The following is a 19,429-nucleotide window of genomic DNA, read 5'->3' as shown; positions in this document are numbered from 1 at the left end:
TGTGACAGGTTTTATGTCTCCGAGGCCGAAAAGCCGAGCTCGGTGATCGCCTGGCCGGCAAGCTGACGGGTCACCTTGGCCCGTCTGGCCAGCGCCATCTGGTCGATCCGCTCGACGACGGCCTGCGCCGCCTCGAAGCTGCGATCGATGCGCTGTACGATATAGCCGACAAGTCTGTCATCCACATGAAGCTGACGGTCGGCAAACAGCTTGACGATCAGCTGCTGCAGGTGGTCCTCGTCGGGCTCGCCGATCTCGACCATGGTGGCGGCTCGAAGTCGCGACTTGAGATCGGCAAGGTCGATACCCCAGGTGGCCGGCCAGGTCCGTGCCGTCATCAGGATCGCGCTGCCGTTCTGGCGCACGCTGTTGATCACATGGAAGAGTTCGGTCTCGCTATAGGCGGTGCGATCGACATCCTCGAAGATCACCGGACGGGTCGCGGCCGTCTGCGAGGTCTGCGCCCCGCTTTCCGGCACGATATCGGCCGCATTGCTCGCCTCGCGCCAGACCGCGGCCAGGTGGGATTTGCCGGAACCGGGCGGCCCGGTGATGATCACCACCGGCGAGGGCCAATCCGGCCAGCTGTCGACAAGGCCGACGGCCGTTTCCATGCGGGCGTTGATCAGCAGGTCGTCGCGCCCGGAAGAGGCGCGGTAGGCGAAGGCCAGCGGCAATTGTTCGGGTCCACGTTTCGGCGCGGACTTCTTCCCATCGTTCATCTAGGCCTCGGGCAATCGGCTCTGGTCGGGCTTGGCGGCATCCGGCAGCGTCATGATCACCGTCGTCGGCCCTTCGTAGAGATCGCTTTCAAGATACTGCCTCAAGGCAAAGCGGACAAGCACGCCCACGGCGGCGGCCAACGGCACGGCCACCAGCACGCCGACAAAGCCGAACAGGGCGCCGAAGGCGAAGAGGGCGAACATCAGCCAGACCGGATGCAGGCCGACCGAGGAGCCGATCAGCTTGGGCTGCAGGATATTGCCCTCGATGAACTGGCCGGCGAAGAAGAAGGCGAGCACAAGGATCACCTGCCAGTAATCCGGCCAGAACTGGACCACGGCGACGCCCAGCGCCAGCAACAGGCCGACGGTCGAACCGATATAGGGGATGAAGCTGATCATCCCGGTGAAGATACCGATCAGCAGGCCGAAATTGAGCCCGATCAGCGTCAGGCCGATGCCGTAGAAGGCAGCCTGGATCATGCAGAGCGAGCCCTGGCCGCGGACGAAACCGGCAATCGCCCGGTCCATCTCGAGGGCGATCTCGCGCACGTCGCCCAGATGCCGGCGGGGGATCCAGCTGTCGACCTTGGCGACCATGCGGTCCCAGTCCAGCAGCATGTAGAAGGCAACCACCGGTGTCACGACCAGCAGCGAGGCGATATCGACGATCGCCTTGCCGGAATTCCAGATCTGCGCCAGAAGGGTGCCGACAAAGCCGACGCCCTCGCTGATATATTTGGAGAAATTGCCCTTGATCGTATCCATCTGGCTGTGCAGCCATTCCGGCAGCCACTGGGCGTTCGACTGGGCGACCAGCTGCTGCAGCTGCGTCACATAGTCGGGGACGTTCTTGATGAAGTCGTTGAGCTGACTGATGATCAGCGGGATGATGATCATCAGCGAGAGCGCGAAGAGCACGACAAAGGCAATCAGAATGACCACCGACGCCATCATCCGCGACAGGCCGAAACCTTCGAGCCGGTCGGCGACAGGATCGAGAAAATAGGCGAGCGCCATGCCGGCGATGAACGGCAGCAGGATGGAGCGGAACAGCATCAGGAAGCAGACGAAGGTCACCAGCACGATCATCCAGAAGATGAACTGGCGCCGAAGGCCGGACCCTGTGAATTGATAGGTCATGGTGCTTGTCCTCGGTGAGCGGTCCACGGACACGCGGGCGTTGGCTATGAACGCTTTAACTTAGGCACGAATAGGCTGCCACCAAGGCAAAGGTCAAGATTGGCTGTTGCAGCGCACAGTATCATCCCCGCTGTGCACAGGGGATAAGCCGACTGCAACGGCGTGACATCCCCTCCCGCATCCGGGAGACCTGATCGGGCTTGCTCAGTCACCGGGCCTCCGAACCTGCTGCCCCAAGGGGCAGGCCGCGGTATTGGATGGAAGATGGCGAGGAGGGTAACGGCGTTGGCGCGGACGCTGTAGGCTAGACTGTCGGTGGACCAGATATGCTGGGCTCTCCTGTTTCAGGATAGCATCCGGGCTGGCCGCGCAACGGCAATCGCGCAACGCCCGCGCATTTTCGCCGGAAAACCGCCCGCCGGCAGCGCCTTGCGCTTGCATCCCAGGGCATCTCATGCGAATTGCCAGCCGATATCTGCCAGCCATGGAGTACGCATATGAGCCAGGAAGGGAAGAACGGCCTGACCTACAGCGATGCCGGGGTCGACATCGATGCCGGAAACCTGCTGGTGGAAAAGATCAAACCGGCGGTTCGTTCCACGCGTCGCCCCGGTGCGGATGGCGAGATCGGCGGCTTCGGCGGGCTATTCGACCTGAAGGCCGCGGGCTTTACCGATCCGGTTCTGGTGGCGGCCAATGACGGCGTCGGGACCAAGCTGAAGATCGCCATCGACGCCGATATCCACGATACCGTCGGCATCGACCTCGTCGCCATGTGCGTCAACGATCTCGTGGTGCAAGGCGCCGAACCGCTGTTCTTCCTCGACTACTACGCCACCGGCAAGCTGGAGCCCGAACAGGGGGCCGCGATCGTTGAGGGCATCGCGGCCGGTTGCCGCGACGCCGGCTGCGCGCTGATCGGCGGCGAGACGGCCGAAATGCCCGGCATGTACAAGGGCGGCGACTACGATCTCGCCGGCTTTGCCGTCGGCGCTGCCGAGCGCGGCCAGCTGCTGCCGGCCGGCGATATCGCCGAAGGCGACGTCATCCTCGGGCTCGCCTCCTCGGGCGTCCATTCCAACGGTTTCTCTCTGGTGCGCAAGATCGTCGAGCTTTCCGGTCTTGCCTGGGATGCGCCGGCACCCTTTGCGGAAGGGCAGTCGCTCGGTCAGGCGCTGCTGACGCCGACCCGCATCTATGTGAAGCCGTTGCTGAAGGCGATCCGCGAGACCGGCGCGATCAAGGCGCTTGCCCACATCACCGGCGGCGGTTTCCCGGAAAACATTCCGCGCGTGCTGCCCAAGCACCTGGCCGCCGAAATCGACCTCTCGTCTATCACGCCGCCTGCCGTGTTCTCCTGGCTTGCCAAGGCCGGCGGCGTCGCCCGCAACGAGATGCTCAGAACCTTCAATTGCGGCGTCGGCATGATCCTCGTGGTACGGAGCGAAGACGTCGAGCGCGTCACCGCGTCCCTGACGGCGGAGGGCGAGACGGTCTTTGCCCTCGGCCGCATGGTTGGCCGTGAAGAGGGCGCTGCCGGCACGATCTACGCCGGAGACCTCGCGCTGTGAGCCGCGCCCGCAAGCGGGTCGTCGTCTTCATTTCCGGTGGCGGCTCCAACATGCTGTCGCTGCTGGAAGCGACGAAGGCGGCCGACTTCCCGGCCGAGATCGTCGCCGTCGTCTCCGACAAGCCCGAGGCCGGAGGTCTCGCCAAGGCAAGGGCCGAGGGCATCGCCACCTATGCCTTTGCCCGCCGCGATTATCCGAGCAAGGCCGACCACGAAATGGCGATCCTCGGCAAGCTGTCGGAACTTCAGCCGGACCTGATCTGCCTTGCCGGCTACATGCGACTGCTGTCGGCCGATTTCATCCAGGCCTATGCCGGCGCCATCCTCAACATCCATCCGTCCTTGCTGCCGCTGTTTGCCGGGCTGCACACCCATGAGCGGGCGCTCGACGCCGGGATGCGGGTGGCAGGCTGCACGGTGCATTTCGTCACCGAAGGCATGGATGAAGGTCCGATCATCGCTCAGGGCGTGGTGCCGGTAATGGCCGACGACACCGCGGAGACATTGGCATCCCGCGTCCTCACCGTCGAGCACCAGCTCTATCCGATGGCCTTGCGCGCGGTGGCGCTCGGAGAGGTGCGGATGGACGATGCAGGCAACACCGTGCGGACGGGCTCCAACGCGGATCCCGCGGCCAGGATTCTATCTTCGTGATCTGTTATAAATAGCATTATAATTTATTGTTTTAGGCAGTTTATTAACCACGATTCCCCGAAGGTGCCCACAACTTAGAGTGTTGTGGGGGCTTTCAGATGATCAGGATGGGCTTGGCATTATATCCGTTGGCGGCCGGAGTGCTCGTCGTCTCGGCGCAGGCGAGGGCCGGGGATACCGTCTTCGCGTCGTTTGATGCGGGCTACAGCCGGCTATCGGCCGAAGAATCGGTCAATATCGACGGTTTCCGTCTGAGCGAACTCGACTGGAAGAGCGAAAACGTGCCGACCTTGCGCGGCGCGCTCGGCATCAACATTACGCCGACCTGGCAGATCAAGGCCGAAGGCCGCATCGGCTTTAAGGGCGATGGCGAGATGCGGGACTATGACTGGATCCCGCCCTATTATATCAACACCGGCGATGGCGGCTGGAGCGATCGCTCTGTCCATCCCGACACGGAACTCGACCACTATTTCTCCGGCGGCGTGGAAATCAACCATCAACTTTTCGAGGACGGCCGCAACACCCTGAGTGCCGGCATCGGCGGGCGCTATACCGACGTCCAGTGGACGGCGCGGGGTGGCTCCTACGTCTACAGTGTCTCGGGCACCCGTGACACAGTCGGCGAATTCGCCGACGGAGAGAAGGCCATAACCTACCGGCAGAAAATGCCGGCGGTCTATGCGCAGGTCGACGGGACGCGGACATTCGGCCGGTTCAGCCTCGACGGCGGCGTGGAGGTCGGCGCGCTGATCAAGCCGAAAACGATCGACGATCACTGGATGCGCGATCTGCGGATCACCGACGAGTTCGATTATGCGCCGATGGTTGCGGTCAACCTGACCCTGAACTACGCGCTCACCCACTCCGCATCGGTCTATCTGGCAGGCAGTTTCGACTATACCGATTTCGGTGACGGCGATTCGACCTATGTGGACCGAACGGCCGGCACGCGCACGACCGCTGCCGATATCGGCGGGGCTACCTTCCAGGCCGCCTATGTCGGGGCCGGGATCAAGGGCAGCTTCTGAGCCGCCGCATGGCAATCCGCCTTGCTCTGCTCGTTGCGACCGACGACGGGTCGCATCGACGGGTGGCGGGAATTGCCTGATCGAGGAACGGGCTTGATCCGTCGCCGGGTCAGTTGCGGGAGATCACCTGGAAACGTCCGGGGGTCATGCCGTAGCTCTTCTTGAAATGCCGGGTGAAATGCGCCTGGTCGGCAAAGCCGGCATCGAAAGCCGCTTCAGCGATCGGCATGCCCGCCAGCATGGCGGAACGCGCCCGTTCCAGCCGCCGCATCACCTGGTAACGGTGCGGACTGGTGCCTGTCAGCTGGCGAAACTGGCGGGCGAGCGTATAGCGGTCGAGATCGGTGACGCCCTCCAGCTCTTGCGAGGAGACCGGCCGGTTGCAGTTCTCCCTCAGATAGGCCGAGGCCTGGGCGACAGCACTACGTGCCGGTGTTTTCGACATTGCCGGCCGGGCAAGCGCGTTGCGGGCAAGGCCATCGGCAATGCGGGCGATCTGGTCGGAAAAGGCCAGTTCCTCGGGCACCTGATCGAGGTCGTGCAGCACCTCGGCAAGCGTGGCGGCAAGGTCTGGGTCGGAAAACACCGGCGCGGCGACGAAGGGCAGGCTGTCCCCCTGCCGCCGGCCGGCCTCCAGCACGAGTTCCGGCGGAATGTAGATCATCCGGTAGCGCAGCCCGGCATCGGTGCCGGCGCCGCCGTCATGCAGTTCGTCGGGATGCAGGACGATGATGTTGCCGGGCGTCGAATAGCGGCTTTCCCCGCGATAGGCAAAGGTCTGGACACCCGACAGGGTAAGCCCGATCGCGTAGGTGTCGTGGCGGTGCGGCGAAAAGCCGTTGCCGGAAAACACCGCCTCGATCCGCTCCACCGGGCCGAGGTCGCGCCCCATGCGGATCGTGTCGGTTGCCGGGGCAGGGCGGATGCACGAACGTTCAAGACCGCTGCCCGCAGCCATTGCTAGGCCGAGCCCCTCATCCAGTAGTCCGTGTGCGGAGTGTTTCATGTTCGATACCAAAATCGCCGTTGTCCTCCGGGACGATCTCGCCCAGTGGCAGAAGCTCAATGTTACCGCCTTCCTGACCAGCGGCATAGTGGGCGCCGAGCCCTCGATCATTGGCGAGCCCTATCGCGATGCGGCCGGCAATGTCTACAATGCGCTCTGCATCCAGCCGATCGTCGTGCTGGCGACCGACCAGGAGACTCTGCGCAAGATCCACGGCCGCGCGCTCGAACGGCAAGTGCCGGCTTCGCTCTATATCGAGGAGATGTTCTCGACCGGTCACGACGCCGAAAATCGCGCAGCCTTTGCCGAGCATGCACCGGAGGATGCCAGGGTCGTCGGCATCGCGATCCGGGCGGACAAGAAGATTGTCGACAAGATCACCAAGGGCGCAAAAATGCACCCCTGAGGCGGATGGTCTCAGGCCTCGAGCGCCAGGACGGCGAAGCTCGCCAGCCAGTGCTCGCCCATATAGTCGCTGTCGACATGGCCGAGACCTGCCGCCAGGTGCCGGTCTGCCGCGTCGATCATCATACCGTGGCGCGGATCGTGTTCGGCGAGGCTGGAGGCAAGGGCACGCCAGCACCAGGCACGGCTGATGTTGAGGCCATCGAGATGGGCGATCTTGCCGTCGCTGCGGTCGGTGACGGTCGCCGGCACAAACAGGTTGCCCGGCCGGCCGCCTTCGATATCGGGCAGGAAGCGCTCGAACCACGGGCGGAAGGCGTCCGGCGTCATCAGCCGGCGCATGCATTCGGCCTCGATGAGCGCCGAAGACAGGAATTCGTCGCCCGAGGGTTCGCCCCAGGCCGGACAGGCCGCATCGCCGCCGTACCAGCGCTCGGCCGTCGCGGTCAGGAGAGCGGTCAATTCGCCGTCCGCCACCGAGTCGGCGTAGTCGGCGGCAAGGCGCAGGGCAAAGGCGGTGTTGAAATGGGTGCCGACCCTGATCGGATAGGTCGCGATCGGCAGGAAGTCGGTGAAGCGCCCGGCGATGATGTCGGCCAGCGGCTTCAGGGTCTCGAACCAGCGGATGTCGCGCACTGCCGACAGTTCGCTTGCAAGCTTCAGCAGCCAGCCCCAGCCATAGGGCCTTTCATAGCCGCGCGACGACGGCCGCTCGAAATAGGCGCATTCGCCGGCGACCTTGTCCGCCGTCAGTTGCGCGTCGAAAAGCGCCACGATCCTCGAAGCCGAGGGGAGGTCGGGAAAGCGGTTCATCAGCCGCGCCAGCATCCAGTAGCCGTGCACGCAGGAATGCCAGTCGAGACTGCCGTAGAAGATCGGATGCAGCTGGCTCGGTGTAGCGGCGTCCGCCGCGCTGTCGAACATATGGGCCAGCGAATTGGGATATTCGCGGCTGACATGGCCGAGGGCGATCTTGGCGAAGCTCTCGGCAAGCGCCGGCGTCAGTTCATCGGCCATCGGTCTGGTCTCCTTCGGCAAGGTTGAGGCCGTCGCCCCAGTCGGCCCGGCGGGCCTGCTTGAACACATCGCCGTCGCGCCGGCTGAAGGTCTGTTCGCGGGCAGTGCCGTCGGCGCGGCAGAGTTTCAGCCGCGCAACGCCGCTCGACGCCCTGGGTGGCGCCAGCACGCGGGCAGCCGGCGGTTCCGCGGCATGGCGCGAGGCGGCGATGAAGATGTATTTCTCGTCCTCCCACGGCACCTCCGCCTGCTTGGCAAGACGATGTACGCGCGATCGGGCGACGCGGCGGGAAAAATGGCACCAGTCCGGGGTAACGATCGGACAGTCGGCGGCATGCGGGCAGGGGGCGACGAGATGGGCACCCGCCTCGACCAGCAGCCTGCGGGCCGCCAGAATGCGCTGCCAGCCGGCCGTCGTGCCGGGTTCGATGATCACCAGCGTGTGGCTGGTGAGCGCCCACAGCTGCGTCACGATCGGGGCGATGCTCGCCTGCGGCACCTCGTCCAGCACATAGGAGAGCGTCACCAGATCCGCAGGCGCGAGGGATGGCAGGGAAAGGGTGACGTCCGCCTTCAGCCATTCCACGTCGACCGCCGCATGGGTGGAGAGTGTCTCGCCCAAATCGCGGATCGCATCGCTTGCCTCGATCATCCGGGCGCTTTCCAGATCGTCCCAGCAATCGGCGGCGGCCCAGAGCACCGTGCCGGGGCCGGAGCCTGCGTCGATCAATGTGCGAGGCGAAAAATCGGGTGACGCATCCGCGACCATTTCCAGCGCTGCGCGCACGGCGGCGAAGGTCGCCGGCAGGCGGGTAGCCAGATAGGCCTTGGCGGCGAGCACGTCATCGATATGCAGGCGGCCGTCCCGCACCTCGCGCCGATAGCGGTCGGAAAGCCGCGCGCCCGCCTTTGTCAATGTCTCGAGCGCAATCCCGTCGAGCATCCGGTCGACGGCGGCACGCAAGGGGGCTGGCAGTTCCATGAATCAGTCCTGCATTTCCCATTCGGGCCTGAGCACCGACATGACGATGAAATCGAAACGGCTGCCGTCGGGCCGGACACCGGCCTGGCGCTGGATGCCTTCCCGGACGAAGCCGCATTTCGCGTAGAGCTTCACGGCGGCCGTATTGCCGTCGACCAGCCGCAGCCAGATGCGGTGGGCATCGGTGTGCTGGAACGCATGGCCGAGCACGGCCGGCAGCAGCAGGCTGCCAAGGCCTTTCGACGGTTCCGTGACGATGAAGCGGCGAAGCTGGATATTCTGGTCGGGATGCCGGATGTCCTGGAAGATCCCGAGGCCGAGACCTTCGGCAACGAGATAGAGCCAGTCCGGATGATCGACCTGCGCGACGTGTTCGGCTTCGTCGAACCGTCCGACGGTCTTCTCGTAGCCGGGAAGCCGTTCGGTCGCCAGGATGAAGGGGATGTCGTCCAGGGTGGCGCGCCGCGCCGTGGCGCGGATCATGGCGCTTAGAACTCCACCGTCTCGACCTTCTTGTCGGCAAAGCGAAGCGCCATGCCGCCGGAGATCAGCTTGAGCGCGGAATTGCCGAACAGCTCGCGCCGCCAGCCCTGCATGGCCGGCACTTCGGCGTTTTCACCCTCGCTGGCGATCCGGTCGAGATCGTCGCTGTTGGCGATCATCTTGGCGGCGACGCCGTGCCGCTCGGAGGTCAGGCGCAGCAGCACCTTCAGAAGTTCGACGGCTGCCTGGGCGCCATCGGGGGTCGGCGTGTGACGCGGCAGGCGCGGCATCTCTTCCTTGGGAAGCGCCAGCGCCTCGTTGACCGCCTCGACAATGGCGCTGCCGGACGACGACCGTTCCCAGCCGCGCGGGATGGTGCGCAGGCGGCCGAGTGCCTCGGTGTCCTTCGGCTGCTGTTGGCCGATCTCGAAGATCGCATCGTCCTTCAGCACGCGCGACCGCGGCACGTTGCGGGAACGGGCCTCGCGTTCGCGCCAGGCGGCGACATATTTGACCACGGCCAGTTCCTGCGGCTTGCGCAGGCGCATCTTCAGCCGCTGCCAGGCATTTTCCGGCGCCAGATCATAGGTGTTGCGCGATTCCAGGATCGCCATCTCTTCCTTCAGCCAGCTCGCGCGGCCCTCGCGCTCAAGCTCGTCGCGCAGCGTGATGTAGATGTCACGCAGATGGGTGACGTCGGCCAGTGCATAGTCGAGCTGCTTTTCGGTCAGCGGACGCCGGCTCCAGTCGGTAAAGCGCGACGACTTGTCGATGTGGACGCCTTTGATCTTCTGCACCAGCTGGTCATAGGAGACCGAGTCACCGAAGCCGCAGACCATGGCGGCGACCTGGGTGTCGAAGATCGGATGCGGGATCAGATCGCCAAGATGGAAGATGATTTCGATGTCCTGACGCGCGGCATGAAACGCCTTGGTGACCGAGGGATTGGCCATCAGCTCGAAGAAGGGCTTGAGATCGATGCCCTTCGCCAGCGGGTCGACGATGACTTCCAGATCCGGGCTTGCCATCTGGATCAGGCAGAGTTCGGGCCAGAACGTACTTTCTCGCAGAAATTCCGTGTCGATCGTGATGAAGTCGGACTTGGCGAGCGTGCTGCAGGCCTCTTCGAGGGCTTTTGTTGTTTCGATCATTTCACATCGGTCAAACGATAAAAGAAGACAACCTTCCTTTCCCTTTCGGCCGCCCATGTCAATACGACGACCGCCTTTCGACCAGAGTGCGGACCGAAAAAGGCCGTATTCGACCTCTTCTCGCCAGGATCAGCTCAAACGGGCTGGACGCCGCGAAGGCAAGCGATGTTTTGCCGATGGACCGCGTCATAAGGGGCGAAATAGCCGATCGCGCCGCTCTCGATCTCTGTCGCGACGAAGTATGCAAGCGGCAATTCGTCGATCCCCGGTTCGTCGAGGCGTTCGAGAAGACGGGTGAGATAGGCCCTGTTGGCGGCAATCAGGGACGGCGCGTAGCCACCGGCCGCGATGATCTCCGGTGCGCCGTGATCCGGCAGGATGCGGGTGATCGGCAATGCCGCGAGACGCTCAAGCTCGCGGATATGGATGGCGGTGTGCTCGGGCTCGGAAACATAGGTAACGGTGTCCTCGACGGTATCGCCAGCCAGCAGGATCCCCGCATCGGGCAGCCAGAGCACGCAGCCATCGGCGCTGTGGATGTCGAAATGCAGCAGTTCGACGGCCCGGTTCCCGATCCTGAGCGACAGCCGTTTTTCGAAGAGCCGGTTCGGCATGACGAGCGGCATGATGGACGGACTGCCGGTCTCCAGCTTCAGCCGGTTGGCCGCCAGATAGTCGGCGGTCGCCTGCAGCGCGATGATCTCGCAATCGGCAAACACCGCGTTTCCGGCGACATGGTCGGTGTGCCCGTGGCTGAGCACGACGCGGATGGTCGTCACGCCGAGCTGCTTGAGGTGCCGGCGGATCGCCCGGGCATGGTCGAGCGAGGTATGGGTGTCGTAGACGATCGCGTCCGCGCCATCGACCAGCGCATAGGTCGCGATCCCCAGGGAATAGGCGCCGTCGTCGAGCCAGTTCTCTTCGTCCGACCAGAGCCGTTTGCCGGCTATGCGACCGTCGTAATAGGCAAAAAGGCCCGGATAGGGTTCGAAAATCCGCATGGTTTCGGAAAGATCCGGCATCTCACATGGCCCTCGTGGTTTGCCGACCATCAGCAACCGGCAAAGCCCGCCTGTCAACGCGGCATCGTCAGACGACGCGCAGATAGGAGGTCATGCCGGTCTTCTGATGCTCGATGATATGGCAATGGATGACCCAGTCACCGGGATTGTCGGCGACCAGCGCCAGTTTCACCTTCTCGTCGGGCAGCACCAGATAGGTGTCGGTCGCAAGCTTGCGCACCGGCCGTGTCGACGACGCCAGCGGCACGAAATTCATCCCGTGCAGATGGATCGGATGGGCATGCGGCGTGACGTTTTCCAGATCCAGCACATAGGTCCTGCCGAGCTTCATCTCGGCAAGCGGCGCCGTCGGGTCGGCGGTGTCCCCCGGCCAGGGCTTCTTGTTGATCGCCCAGAAGGAAAAGCCGAGCGAGCCGCAGAAGCTTTCGCGCGCCGCATCCTCGGCCGTGGCGCTGAGGAGCAGCGGCACCTCTTCTGCGGATGAGAGGTCGAGTTCGACCGGTGCGTTCGGCGCAAGCAGCGGCGCGTCGCCGAGCGCGCGGTCGAGCGAGCGGCCGACGGAGCGCAAGCTTGCGACGATCTTCGGCGTCGACGGGCGGATGTCGCTGAGCGTGACCGTCGCGCCTTCATCATCCGGCATGCGGACGATCAGGTCGAGCCGCTGGCCGGGCGATACGGTGGCAAGATCGAAGGCTTCATGCGCGGGCAGCGCCTGGCTGTCGAGGGCGGCGATCACCGCTTGTGCACCGTCGAGCTTCAGATTGTAGATGCGGGTGACGTCGGTGACGGCGATGCGCAGCCTGACCAGACCGCCGGCCGGTGCGTCATACACCGGCTCCTGGCGCCAATTGGCGGTGCGGATGGTGCCGAAGGTGCCGGATTTCGCAGCGTCGCGCGGCTTGAACTGGGCGATGAACTGGCCGTTGCCGCCCAGCCGGAAGTCGCGCAGATTGAGATCGATCTCGGCGTCGAAGACAGGGTCCTTGTCATCCTCGACGATCAGCATGCCGGCCATGCCGCGCCCCATCTGGGTCAGGGTGTTGCAATGCGGATGGTACCAGAAGGTGCCGGCATCCGGCGGGGTGAAGGCGTAGTCGAAGTTGTCGCCGGTATAGACATAGGGCTGGGTGAGAAACGGCACCCCGTCCATGGCATTGGGAATGCGCAGCCCGTGCCAGTGGATGGTGGTCGGCTCTTCGAGCCGGTTGGTGAGGCGAGCGGCAAAGGGCTGGCCGCGCTTCAGCCGCAGCACCGGCGGTATCGTGCCGTCGCCGATGCCGGCGGCACGGAAGGTCATCATCTCCCGAGTCGGCTTGCCGTCGATGATGCCGGCCTTGGTGGCCGCGGCCTCGATGCCGAGTGGCTCGGGCGCCGCAAAGGCGGTGCGAAAACGTCCGGCAAGGCCGATGCCGGCACCATAGGCGCCGGCAACGGAGGCTCCGGCAAGAAGGCGTCGGCGGGTCAGAAGCGGCATGACTGTCGTCCGGTATTGAAAGGGGCTTGCTGCAGGGCCTTTTAAAGCTGACCGCCCTTGTCATCAATCCCCGGCGCGCCGGCTTGCGCTTGCGTCGGCTTGCCGCGCTTGGCGGGAGCCGCGAGCTTGGCAAAGAAGGTCGAGGTCCTGAGCAGCGAGCGGAAGCCCATGCGCCGCTCCTCGGTCGGCACGCCCTCGCGCACCGTCATGCGCTGCAGCGTGTAAAGCATGAAGACGGCCATGACGACGTTCATGTAGAGGAACAGGGCATGCGGGCCGAACAGGTCGATCATGAACGAGGCGAAGAGCGGTCCGATAACGGCACCGATCGACCAGAAAAACAGCGTGCCGGCGGACACCAGCGCATGTTGCCCGGGGGCCGCATGGTCGTTGGCATGGGCCGAACACAGCGAATAGAGCGGCATGGCGAAGGCGCCGAACAGGAAGATGCCGATATAGTTGGCGATCTCGCTTTCGCCGGCGACAAAGGCGATGAACAGGCTCGCCAGCAGCGAGCCGAAGGTCGCCGCCAGGATGATGATGCGGCGGTCCAGCCGGTCGGAATAATAGCCGAGCGGATATTGCAGCACGACACCGGCAAAGATGCCGACGCTCATGAAGGTGGCGATCGAGGCCACCGACATGCCGATGCCGTCGGCATAGATCGGTCCGAGCGAGCGGAAGCTCGAATTCGACAGGCCGACGACGACGCAGCCGATGGTGGCGAGCGGCGAGACGCGCCAGAGCACGCGCACGTCGAAGCGCACATGCTCGGGCGGGGCGGGGCTCGACCGGTCGGTGAGCGAGATCGGCACCAGCGAAAAGCTGAGCGCCATGGCGATGACGACGAACAGCGTCTCGCCGGAGATGCCGATCGCCGGAATGGCGAACTGGGCGAGCGTGACGGCGCCGAGATCGACGAAGCGGTAGATCGACAGCGTCCGGGCCCGGTTGTTGTTGGTGACCCGGGCATTCAGCCAGCTTTCCACCGTGGCGAACAGGCCGGCAAAACAGAGGCCTTGTATCAGCCGCATCGCAAACCAGGCGGTCGGCGTCAGGAACAGCAGCATGGTGAGGGAGGCGACCGAGGCGATTGCCGCCAGCGCGCAGAAGGTGCGGATATGGCCGATCGAGCGGATGATCCGGGTGACATAGATGCAGCCGATGGCAAAGCCGATATTGTAGCCGGCGCCGATAATGCCGATGACCGAAGGCGAAAAGCCCTCCTGCAGCCCGCGCAGCGACACGAAGGTCCCCTGCAATCCGTTGCCGCCGATCAGGATTCCGGCGGTGACGAGAAGGGGCAGGAGGGGGCGCAGCGTTGACATGAAAGGACTTTTCATCGCAGGGCCGGTCCGCCTGAGCGCGAACGGGCGGCGTCAGTCATAAACGAAGGCGGCCGCGATTGTCTTGGTCTAAAATGCTGGCTAAGGGCTGACGTCATTGTTTTGCACGTTAAACGGACACCGGATTTCATGAACACCATTCTTTCGGTCCTCTTCGTTGCCGCCGTGATAGCCCGGCTTGCAAGCGTCGCCGTTTCGAAGCGCCACGAGAAGAAATTGCGGGCGCAGGGGGCGGTCGAACATGGCGCGCTGGTGACCCGGCTGCTGGCGATCGCCCATATCGCCTATTATCTGGCGGCCTTCGGCGAGGGGTTGGTGCGCGAAACCCGCTTCGACGCGATCTCCGCCCTTGGGCTCGTCATTCTTCTCGGCGCTCTTGTCATGCTGGTCTGGATCGTCAGGCTGCTAGGCCCGGTCTGGACGGTGAAGATCATGATTGCCAAGGACCATCCGATCAGCCGGCATGCGCTGTTTCGCACCGTGCGCCATCCCAATTATGTGCTCAACATCGTGCCGGAACTGATCGGCATCGCGCTGATCTTCCATGCATGGTGGACACTGGCGGCAGGTTTGCCCGTTTACCTGCTGGTCCTGGCCGTCCGCATCTGGCAGGAGGAGCGGGCGATGAAGGGCATGCTCTGATCGGGGCAGGCCGTGTGCGCGGCGCCGGAGCGCCATGGCTTTCCCGGGCTTCAGCCTTGACAAATCGGGCGCGCCATGCGCTTGTCCGCGCGATTTTAAATACGCCAGAATCCGTGCCTTTGCCGGATCATCATCCAAGAATATGCAGGATCAAACCATGCACCGTTACCGCAGCCACACCTGCGCCGCCCTTCGCAAGTCCGATGTCGGCTCGACCGTCCGCCTGTCCGGCTGGGTCCACCGCGTTCGCGACCATGGCGGCGTGCTGTTCATCGACCTTCGCGACCATTACGGCATGACCCAGGTCGTGGCCGATCCCGACAGCCCGGCCTTCAAGCTGGCCGAACAGGTCCGCGGCGAATGGGTGATCCGCATCGACGGCACCGTCAAGGCGCGCACCGACGACACCGTCAACAAGAACATGCCGACCGGCGAAATCGAGCTCTATGCCAACGAGATCGAGGTCCTGTCGTCCGCCAAGGAATTGCCGCTGCCGGTCTTCGGCGAGCCGGACTATCCGGAAGACGTGCGGCTGAAATACCGCTTCCTCGACCTGCGCCGCGAGACGCTGCACAAGAACATCGTCAAGCGCACGCAGATCATCTCCGACATGCGCCGCCGCATGGGCGAAATCGGCTTTGCCGAATACACCACGCCGATCCTGACGGCCTCGTCGCCGGAAGGCGCGCGCGACTTTCTCGTGCCCTCGCGTATCCACCAGGGCCAGTTCTTCGCCCTGCCGCAGGCGCCGCAGCAGTACAAGCAGCTGTTGATGGTGGCGGGCTTCGACCGCTATTTCCAGATCGCGCCCTGCTTCCGCGACGAAGACCCGCGCGCCGACCGCCTGCCGGGCGAATTCTACCAGCTCGACGTCGAGATGAGCTTCGTCACCCAGGAAGATGTCTGGGAGACGATGGAGCCGATGATGACGGCCGTATTCGAGCAGTTCGCCGACGGCAAGCCGGTCACCAAACAATGGCCGCGCATCCCCTATGACGAGGCGATCCGCAAATATGGTTCCGACAAGCCGGACCTTAGAAACCCGATCGTCATGGAAGCCGTCACCGAGCATTTCGCCGGCTCCGGCTTCAAGGTTTTCGCCGGCATGATCGAGAAGAACCCGAAGGTCGAGATCTGGGCGATCCCGGCCAAGACCGGTGGTTCGCGCGCGTTCTGCGACCGGATGAACGCCTGGGCCCAGCAGCAGGGCCAGCCGGGTCTCGGCTACATCTTCTGGAAGGAAGAGGGCGGCGTGGTTGCAGGCTCCGGTCCGCTTGCCAAGAACATCGGCGAAGAGCGCACGGCCGCGATTGCCGCCCAACTCGGCCTGGAAGCCGGCGACGCCTGCTTCTTCGTGGCCGGTGAACCGTCGAACTTCTACAAGTTCGCGGGCGAGGCGCGTGCGCGCGTCGGCGAGGAACTGAACCTCACCGACAAGGACCGCTTCGAGCTGTGCTGGATCGTCGATTTCCCGTTCTTCGAATATGACGAGGACAACAAGAAGATCGATTTTGCCCACAACCCGTTCTCCATGCCGCAGGGTGGTCTGGACGCGCTGGAGAGTCAGGATCCGCTGTCGATCAAGGCCTTCCAGTATGACGCGGTCTGCAACGGTTTCGAAATCGCCTCGGGTTCCATTCGTAACCAGTCGCCGGACCTGATGGTCAAGGCCTTCGAGATGGTCGGCCTGTCCAAGGCAGACGTCGAGGACCGCTTCGGCGGCATGTACCGTGCGTTCCAGTACGGCGCTCCGCCGCATGGCGGCTGCGCCTTCGGCATCGACCGTGTGGTCATGCTGCTGATCGGCGCCAAGAACCTGCGCGAGATCACGCTGTTCCCGATGAACCAGCAGGCACAGGACCTGTTGATGAACGCGCCGTCGGAAGCCCAGCCGACCCAGCTGCGCGAACTCGGCCTGCGGGTCATGCCGCAGCAGAAGAAAGACTGAGGCGAGCGTCACGGTCGTCTGATTGAAATACGGAAAGCCCTGGTTTCGTGCCGGGGCTTTTTGCTTTGGCACGTGGCGTTGCGGATGCACCCCCCTCTGGCCTGCCGGCCATCTCCCCCTCAAGGGGGGAGATCAGCTGGTGCGCCTGCCCGATCCCCATAGTCTCGATCGGCTGCAGCTTAAGAAAGGCCACCGAGGGATTGGGACATGACCGCGAGTCGATCTCCCCCTTGAGGGGGAGATGTCCGGCAGGGCAGAGGGGGGGTAGCCCGGAACTCCGACGTCCGTCACTTCCCCGGCAAGGCATTGTCCAGAAAGAACCACTGGTCGAGATGTGCCCGCACCACCGGTTCGATCACCCCGTTCAGCAGCAGGATGTCCTCCATCAGCCGCGCGCCGGGTTTGTCTTCCGGCGGCAGGGTGATTGGCGGCAGCATCTGGGCGACGAAGCGGAAGCCGTCCTGGCGCAGATTGTACCACGGACAGATCGTGGCCCCGGTCATCCGGGCAAGGCGTACGGCCAGCGCCAGATTGCCCTCCAGATGCGGCTTGCGGCCGAACAGCGGGCCTCGGATCTTGCCGTTGACACCCTCGTCGCAGAACATCGAGATGACACCGCCCTGTTTCAGCAGGTTCACCGCGGGGCGGATGCCCTGCAGGCCGGGCGGCAGGAAGTTGAGGCCGCCTTTGCGCCGCACGCGCTCCGAGATCCAGGCCTTGGCCCGGCCGGGTGGCGGCGTGTAATTGGCATAGGGACGAAGGCCGATATGGGTGAGCACGGTCGGCCCGATTTCCCAATTGCCGAGATGCATGCCGACGATGATCACAGGACCGGCGGCGGCGCTGTCGCCGATATGGTGCAGGTCGCGGATCTCGATGCGTTCGGGATGGTGGACGAGGCGGTTGATATGCGAGAATTCGATCATCAGCCGCCCCTGCGTGCGGCAGTTCTCCTTGAACAGCGCGTCCTGGGCCGCGGCGTCGAGATCCGGCCTGAGTTTGGCAATGGTCGCACGCGCGCGTTTTTCGGCTGATGTGTGGAAGCGCGGAATGGCAAAGAGCCCGAGACGCGCACCGAAGGCGGTGGCCGCATCCATCGGCAGCAGCTTCATCGAATAGTGGCCGGCAAGATGCATGCCGTTCCAGAAATTGTCCTGGATCCAGTAGCGCAAAAAGCGCCGGCGCCGTTCGCCGCCGGCAGTCAAGTCGGCGAGGCCCGGCTTGTCCTGTGCCTCGTAGCGCCAGGCCTTGCGCTTGGCGATTGCGTCGGCTGCGGGCTTGCGTTCGATCGGATGCGGTGCTTTCGGCATCAGGCTTCCTTGCGTCCGCGCGGATGAAGGGTCACCGGCAGGCCGCCTTTTGGTCGCAGGGTCAGGCGGCACTGCGGCTCGACAGCATGGTCTTCCGGCACCCGCACCTTGAATTTCTGCGCGAGGATCGCCAGGCACAGGATCGCCTCGGTCAATCCGAACTGCAGACCAGGGCAGACCCGGGGGCCGGCGGCGAAGGGAATGTAGCTATAGGGCGCCGGGCGCCCCTTCAGGAACCGCTCTGGGCGGAAATGATGCGGCTTTTCAAACAGGCTGCCGGTGCGGTGCAACAGCCACGGGACGATCAGCACGAGGGCGGCAGGCTCCACCTTGATGTCGCCGACGACGTCGGCTTCCTTTGCCTGGCGGGCGAGGATCGGCACCGGCGGATAGAGCCTGAGCGTCTCCTCGATTACCGCGCGGCACCATTCGAGCTGCGGCACGTCGTCGATCGTCGGCGTGCGCTTTCCGCAGACCTTGGCGATCTCGGCATGCACCGCCTTTTCCACCCAATGCGCCTTCGACAGCAGATACCAGGCCCATGTCAGCGTCGCGGCCGTCGTCTCGTGCCCGGCCATGAAGATCGTTGCGGCCTCATTGCGCAATGCGACCAGATCGAGCTTGAGCTCCGGGTTCTTCTGCTGGCGGCGCAGCAGCAACTGAATCATGCTGTCGTGATCGCCGCGGCCTGCCAGATGATCCTCGACGACCCCGTCGATAATTCCGTGGATGCGCTTGACCGAGCGCCTGAGCGACGGTGTGCGCCAGACCGGCAGTCCCTCGTTGAAGCCGAGGAAATAGCCGATATTGATCGAATCGATCAGCGACTGGTAGCTGGTGAAGCTGTCGGTCACGGCATCGGCGCTGTCACGCCCGAGAGTGTTGCCGAACACCGAGCGCGAGATGATCTCGGCCGTCAGGCCCGCCATCTCGGCCAGCACGTTGACCTCGGCGCCATCGCCGAGCGACGACCAGCGCTCGACGAGCTCCTGCGTCGTGCGCTCCATCACCGGGCCGAAGGCCGGAACGCGGTTCTTGTGGACGATGTCGTTGACCAGCGAGCGACGCTGCTTCCAGGTCTCGCCGTCGGAGATGAACAGCCCGTCGCCCAGCAGATATTCGAGCGCCCGACGCATTTGCGGGCTTTTGCGCTCGAAATTCTCGTGCCGCTTGGCCACGACATAGCGCACATGTTCGGGCGAATTGACGATGACGATCTGCCGGCCGAGCACCCGGATCTCGTGCACCCGCTCGGTATAATCGCGCTTGCGCCAGATCGAGAGAAAGTCGGTGCGGGCCTGCAGCATCAACTCGATCGGCCGACCGTTCTTTCCGCTGTAGAAGTCGGCATGGGCGGGAATGAAATTCCGCCCAGCCAGCTTTTCCTTGATCGCCACAGGTCTGGTTAACCAGGAGAGCATCGCCTATCCATTTTCAAACGCCTTGGAGCGAGGTTTAGCGATGTCGCAACGTCCGTCAACCGGATGCCTGTCACGGGGGCGGTTTGCGCGGCGTCGTCGCGC

Annotated in this window: 18 protein-coding genes; 6 read left to right on the top strand and 12 right to left on the bottom strand. The window is 64.1% G+C overall.

Going from position 1 to position 19,429, the window contains the following annotated elements; genetic code table 11:
- Positions 1-11: 11 nt before the first annotated feature.
- Both hdaA and J2Z17_RS10675 read right to left on the bottom strand, forming a co-directional pair.
- Positions 12-722 (bottom strand): DnaA regulatory inactivator HdaA, encoded by a 711-nt coding sequence (gene hdaA / locus J2Z17_RS10680; protein WP_209944729.1) that lies wholly within the window; start codon positions 720-722, stop codon positions 12-14.
- Positions 723-1,865: an AI-2E family transporter gene (locus J2Z17_RS10675; RefSeq protein ID WP_209944727.1), complete on the bottom strand. Its 1,143-nt coding sequence runs from the start codon at positions 1,863-1,865 to the stop codon at positions 723-725. It abuts the gene before it with no gap.
- Positions 1,866-2,362: 497 nt separating this feature from the next.
- On the opposite strand from J2Z17_RS10675, the gene purM reads away from it, so the two are divergent.
- The 3 genes from purM (at position 2,363) to J2Z17_RS10660 (ending at position 5,120) form a co-directional block, all read left to right on the top strand.
- Positions 2,363-3,436 (top strand): phosphoribosylformylglycinamidine cyclo-ligase, encoded by a 1,074-nt coding sequence (gene purM / locus J2Z17_RS10670; protein ID WP_209944726.1) that lies wholly within the window; start codon positions 2,363-2,365, stop codon positions 3,434-3,436.
- Complete coding sequence (gene purN / locus J2Z17_RS10665; RefSeq protein WP_209944724.1) at positions 3,433-4,089, top strand: phosphoribosylglycinamide formyltransferase; 657 nt, start codon at positions 3,433-3,435, stop codon at positions 4,087-4,089. Before purM ends, purN begins: the two co-directional genes overlap by 4 nt.
- 113 nt (positions 4,090-4,202) lie before the next feature.
- Positions 4,203-5,120, top strand: a complete 918-nt coding sequence (locus J2Z17_RS10660; RefSeq protein WP_209944722.1) for an omptin family outer membrane protease — start codon at positions 4,203-4,205, stop codon at positions 5,118-5,120.
- Positions 5,121-5,229: 109 nt separating this feature from the next.
- On the opposite strand, the gene J2Z17_RS10655 is transcribed toward J2Z17_RS10660, so the two are convergent.
- On the bottom strand, positions 5,230-6,126 hold the full coding sequence (locus J2Z17_RS10655; RefSeq protein WP_245224010.1) for an AraC family transcriptional regulator: 897 nt from the start codon (positions 6,124-6,126) through the stop codon (positions 5,230-5,232).
- Here J2Z17_RS10655 and J2Z17_RS10650 point away from each other — a divergent pair.
- On the top strand, positions 6,125-6,532 hold the full coding sequence (locus J2Z17_RS10650) for a DUF2000 family protein (protein ID WP_209944719.1): 408 nt from the start codon (positions 6,125-6,127) through the stop codon (positions 6,530-6,532). The genes J2Z17_RS10655 and J2Z17_RS10650 overlap by 2 nt on opposite strands.
- 11 nt (positions 6,533-6,543) lie before the next feature.
- Here the strand turns inward: J2Z17_RS10650 and J2Z17_RS10645 are convergent, their stop codons facing one another.
- From J2Z17_RS10645 to J2Z17_RS10615, 7 genes are all read right to left on the bottom strand, one after another.
- Positions 6,544-7,548, bottom strand: coding sequence for a DUF2891 domain-containing protein (locus J2Z17_RS10645; protein ID WP_209944717.1), 1,005 nt, complete (start codon positions 7,546-7,548; stop codon positions 6,544-6,546).
- The gene (locus tag J2Z17_RS10640; RefSeq protein ID WP_209944715.1) at positions 7,538-8,530 is read right to left on the bottom strand and encodes a small ribosomal subunit Rsm22 family protein; all 993 of its coding nucleotides are present in this window, start codon (positions 8,528-8,530) and stop codon (positions 7,538-7,540) included. The genes J2Z17_RS10645 and J2Z17_RS10640 overlap by 11 nt, the downstream gene beginning before the upstream one ends.
- Before the next feature lie 3 nt (positions 8,531-8,533).
- On the bottom strand, positions 8,534-9,013 hold the full coding sequence (locus tag J2Z17_RS10635; protein ID WP_209944712.1) for a GNAT family N-acetyltransferase: 480 nt from the start codon (positions 9,011-9,013) through the stop codon (positions 8,534-8,536).
- Between the two features lie 5 nt (positions 9,014-9,018).
- The gene (gene rnd / locus J2Z17_RS10630) at positions 9,019-10,164 is read right to left on the bottom strand and encodes a ribonuclease D (protein WP_209944710.1); all 1,146 of its coding nucleotides are present in this window, start codon (positions 10,162-10,164) and stop codon (positions 9,019-9,021) included.
- Between the two features lie 134 nt (positions 10,165-10,298).
- Positions 10,299-11,186 (bottom strand): MBL fold metallo-hydrolase, encoded by an 888-nt coding sequence (locus J2Z17_RS10625; RefSeq protein WP_209944708.1) that lies wholly within the window; start codon positions 11,184-11,186, stop codon positions 10,299-10,301.
- Between the two features lie 67 nt (positions 11,187-11,253).
- Positions 11,254-12,660, bottom strand: coding sequence for a multicopper oxidase family protein (locus J2Z17_RS10620; protein WP_209944706.1), 1,407 nt, complete (start codon positions 12,658-12,660; stop codon positions 11,254-11,256).
- A 41-nt stretch (positions 12,661-12,701) separates the two neighbouring features.
- A complete protein-coding gene (locus tag J2Z17_RS10615; RefSeq protein ID WP_209944704.1) occupies positions 12,702-13,988 on the bottom strand; it encodes an MFS transporter in 1,287 nt (428 codons plus the stop codon).
- A 147-nt stretch (positions 13,989-14,135) separates the two neighbouring features.
- Here J2Z17_RS10615 and J2Z17_RS10610 point away from each other — a divergent pair, with 147 nt between their 5' ends.
- Together J2Z17_RS10610 and aspS are read left to right on the top strand one after the other, a co-directional pair.
- The gene (locus J2Z17_RS10610; RefSeq protein ID WP_209944702.1) at positions 14,136-14,648 is read left to right on the top strand and encodes an isoprenylcysteine carboxyl methyltransferase family protein; all 513 of its coding nucleotides are present in this window, start codon (positions 14,136-14,138) and stop codon (positions 14,646-14,648) included.
- Positions 14,649-14,805: 157 nt separating this feature from the next.
- On the top strand, positions 14,806-16,596 hold the full coding sequence (aspS, locus tag J2Z17_RS10605) for an aspartate--tRNA ligase (RefSeq protein WP_209944700.1): 1,791 nt from the start codon (positions 14,806-14,808) through the stop codon (positions 16,594-16,596).
- Between the two features lie 287 nt (positions 16,597-16,883).
- Here the strand turns inward: aspS and J2Z17_RS10600 are convergent, their stop codons facing one another.
- Together J2Z17_RS10600 and J2Z17_RS10595 are read right to left on the bottom strand one after the other, a co-directional pair.
- The gene (locus tag J2Z17_RS10600; RefSeq protein WP_209944698.1) at positions 16,884-17,906 is read right to left on the bottom strand and encodes a lysophospholipid acyltransferase family protein; all 1,023 of its coding nucleotides are present in this window, start codon (positions 17,904-17,906) and stop codon (positions 16,884-16,886) included.
- Complete coding sequence (locus J2Z17_RS10595; RefSeq protein ID WP_209944696.1) at positions 17,906-19,327, bottom strand: cytochrome P450; 1,422 nt, start codon at positions 19,325-19,327, stop codon at positions 17,906-17,908. Before J2Z17_RS10595 ends, J2Z17_RS10600 begins: the two co-directional genes overlap by 1 nt.
- Positions 19,328-19,429 lie beyond the last annotated feature (102 nt).

The sequence above is a fragment of the Heterorhizobium halophytocola genome, assembly GCF_017873095.1.
GTDB lineage: Bacteria > Pseudomonadota > Alphaproteobacteria > Rhizobiales > Rhizobiaceae > Allorhizobium > Allorhizobium halophytocola.
Note: the sequence above shows the minus strand (reverse complement) of the source record. Positions and strands in the feature narration are given on the sequence as shown.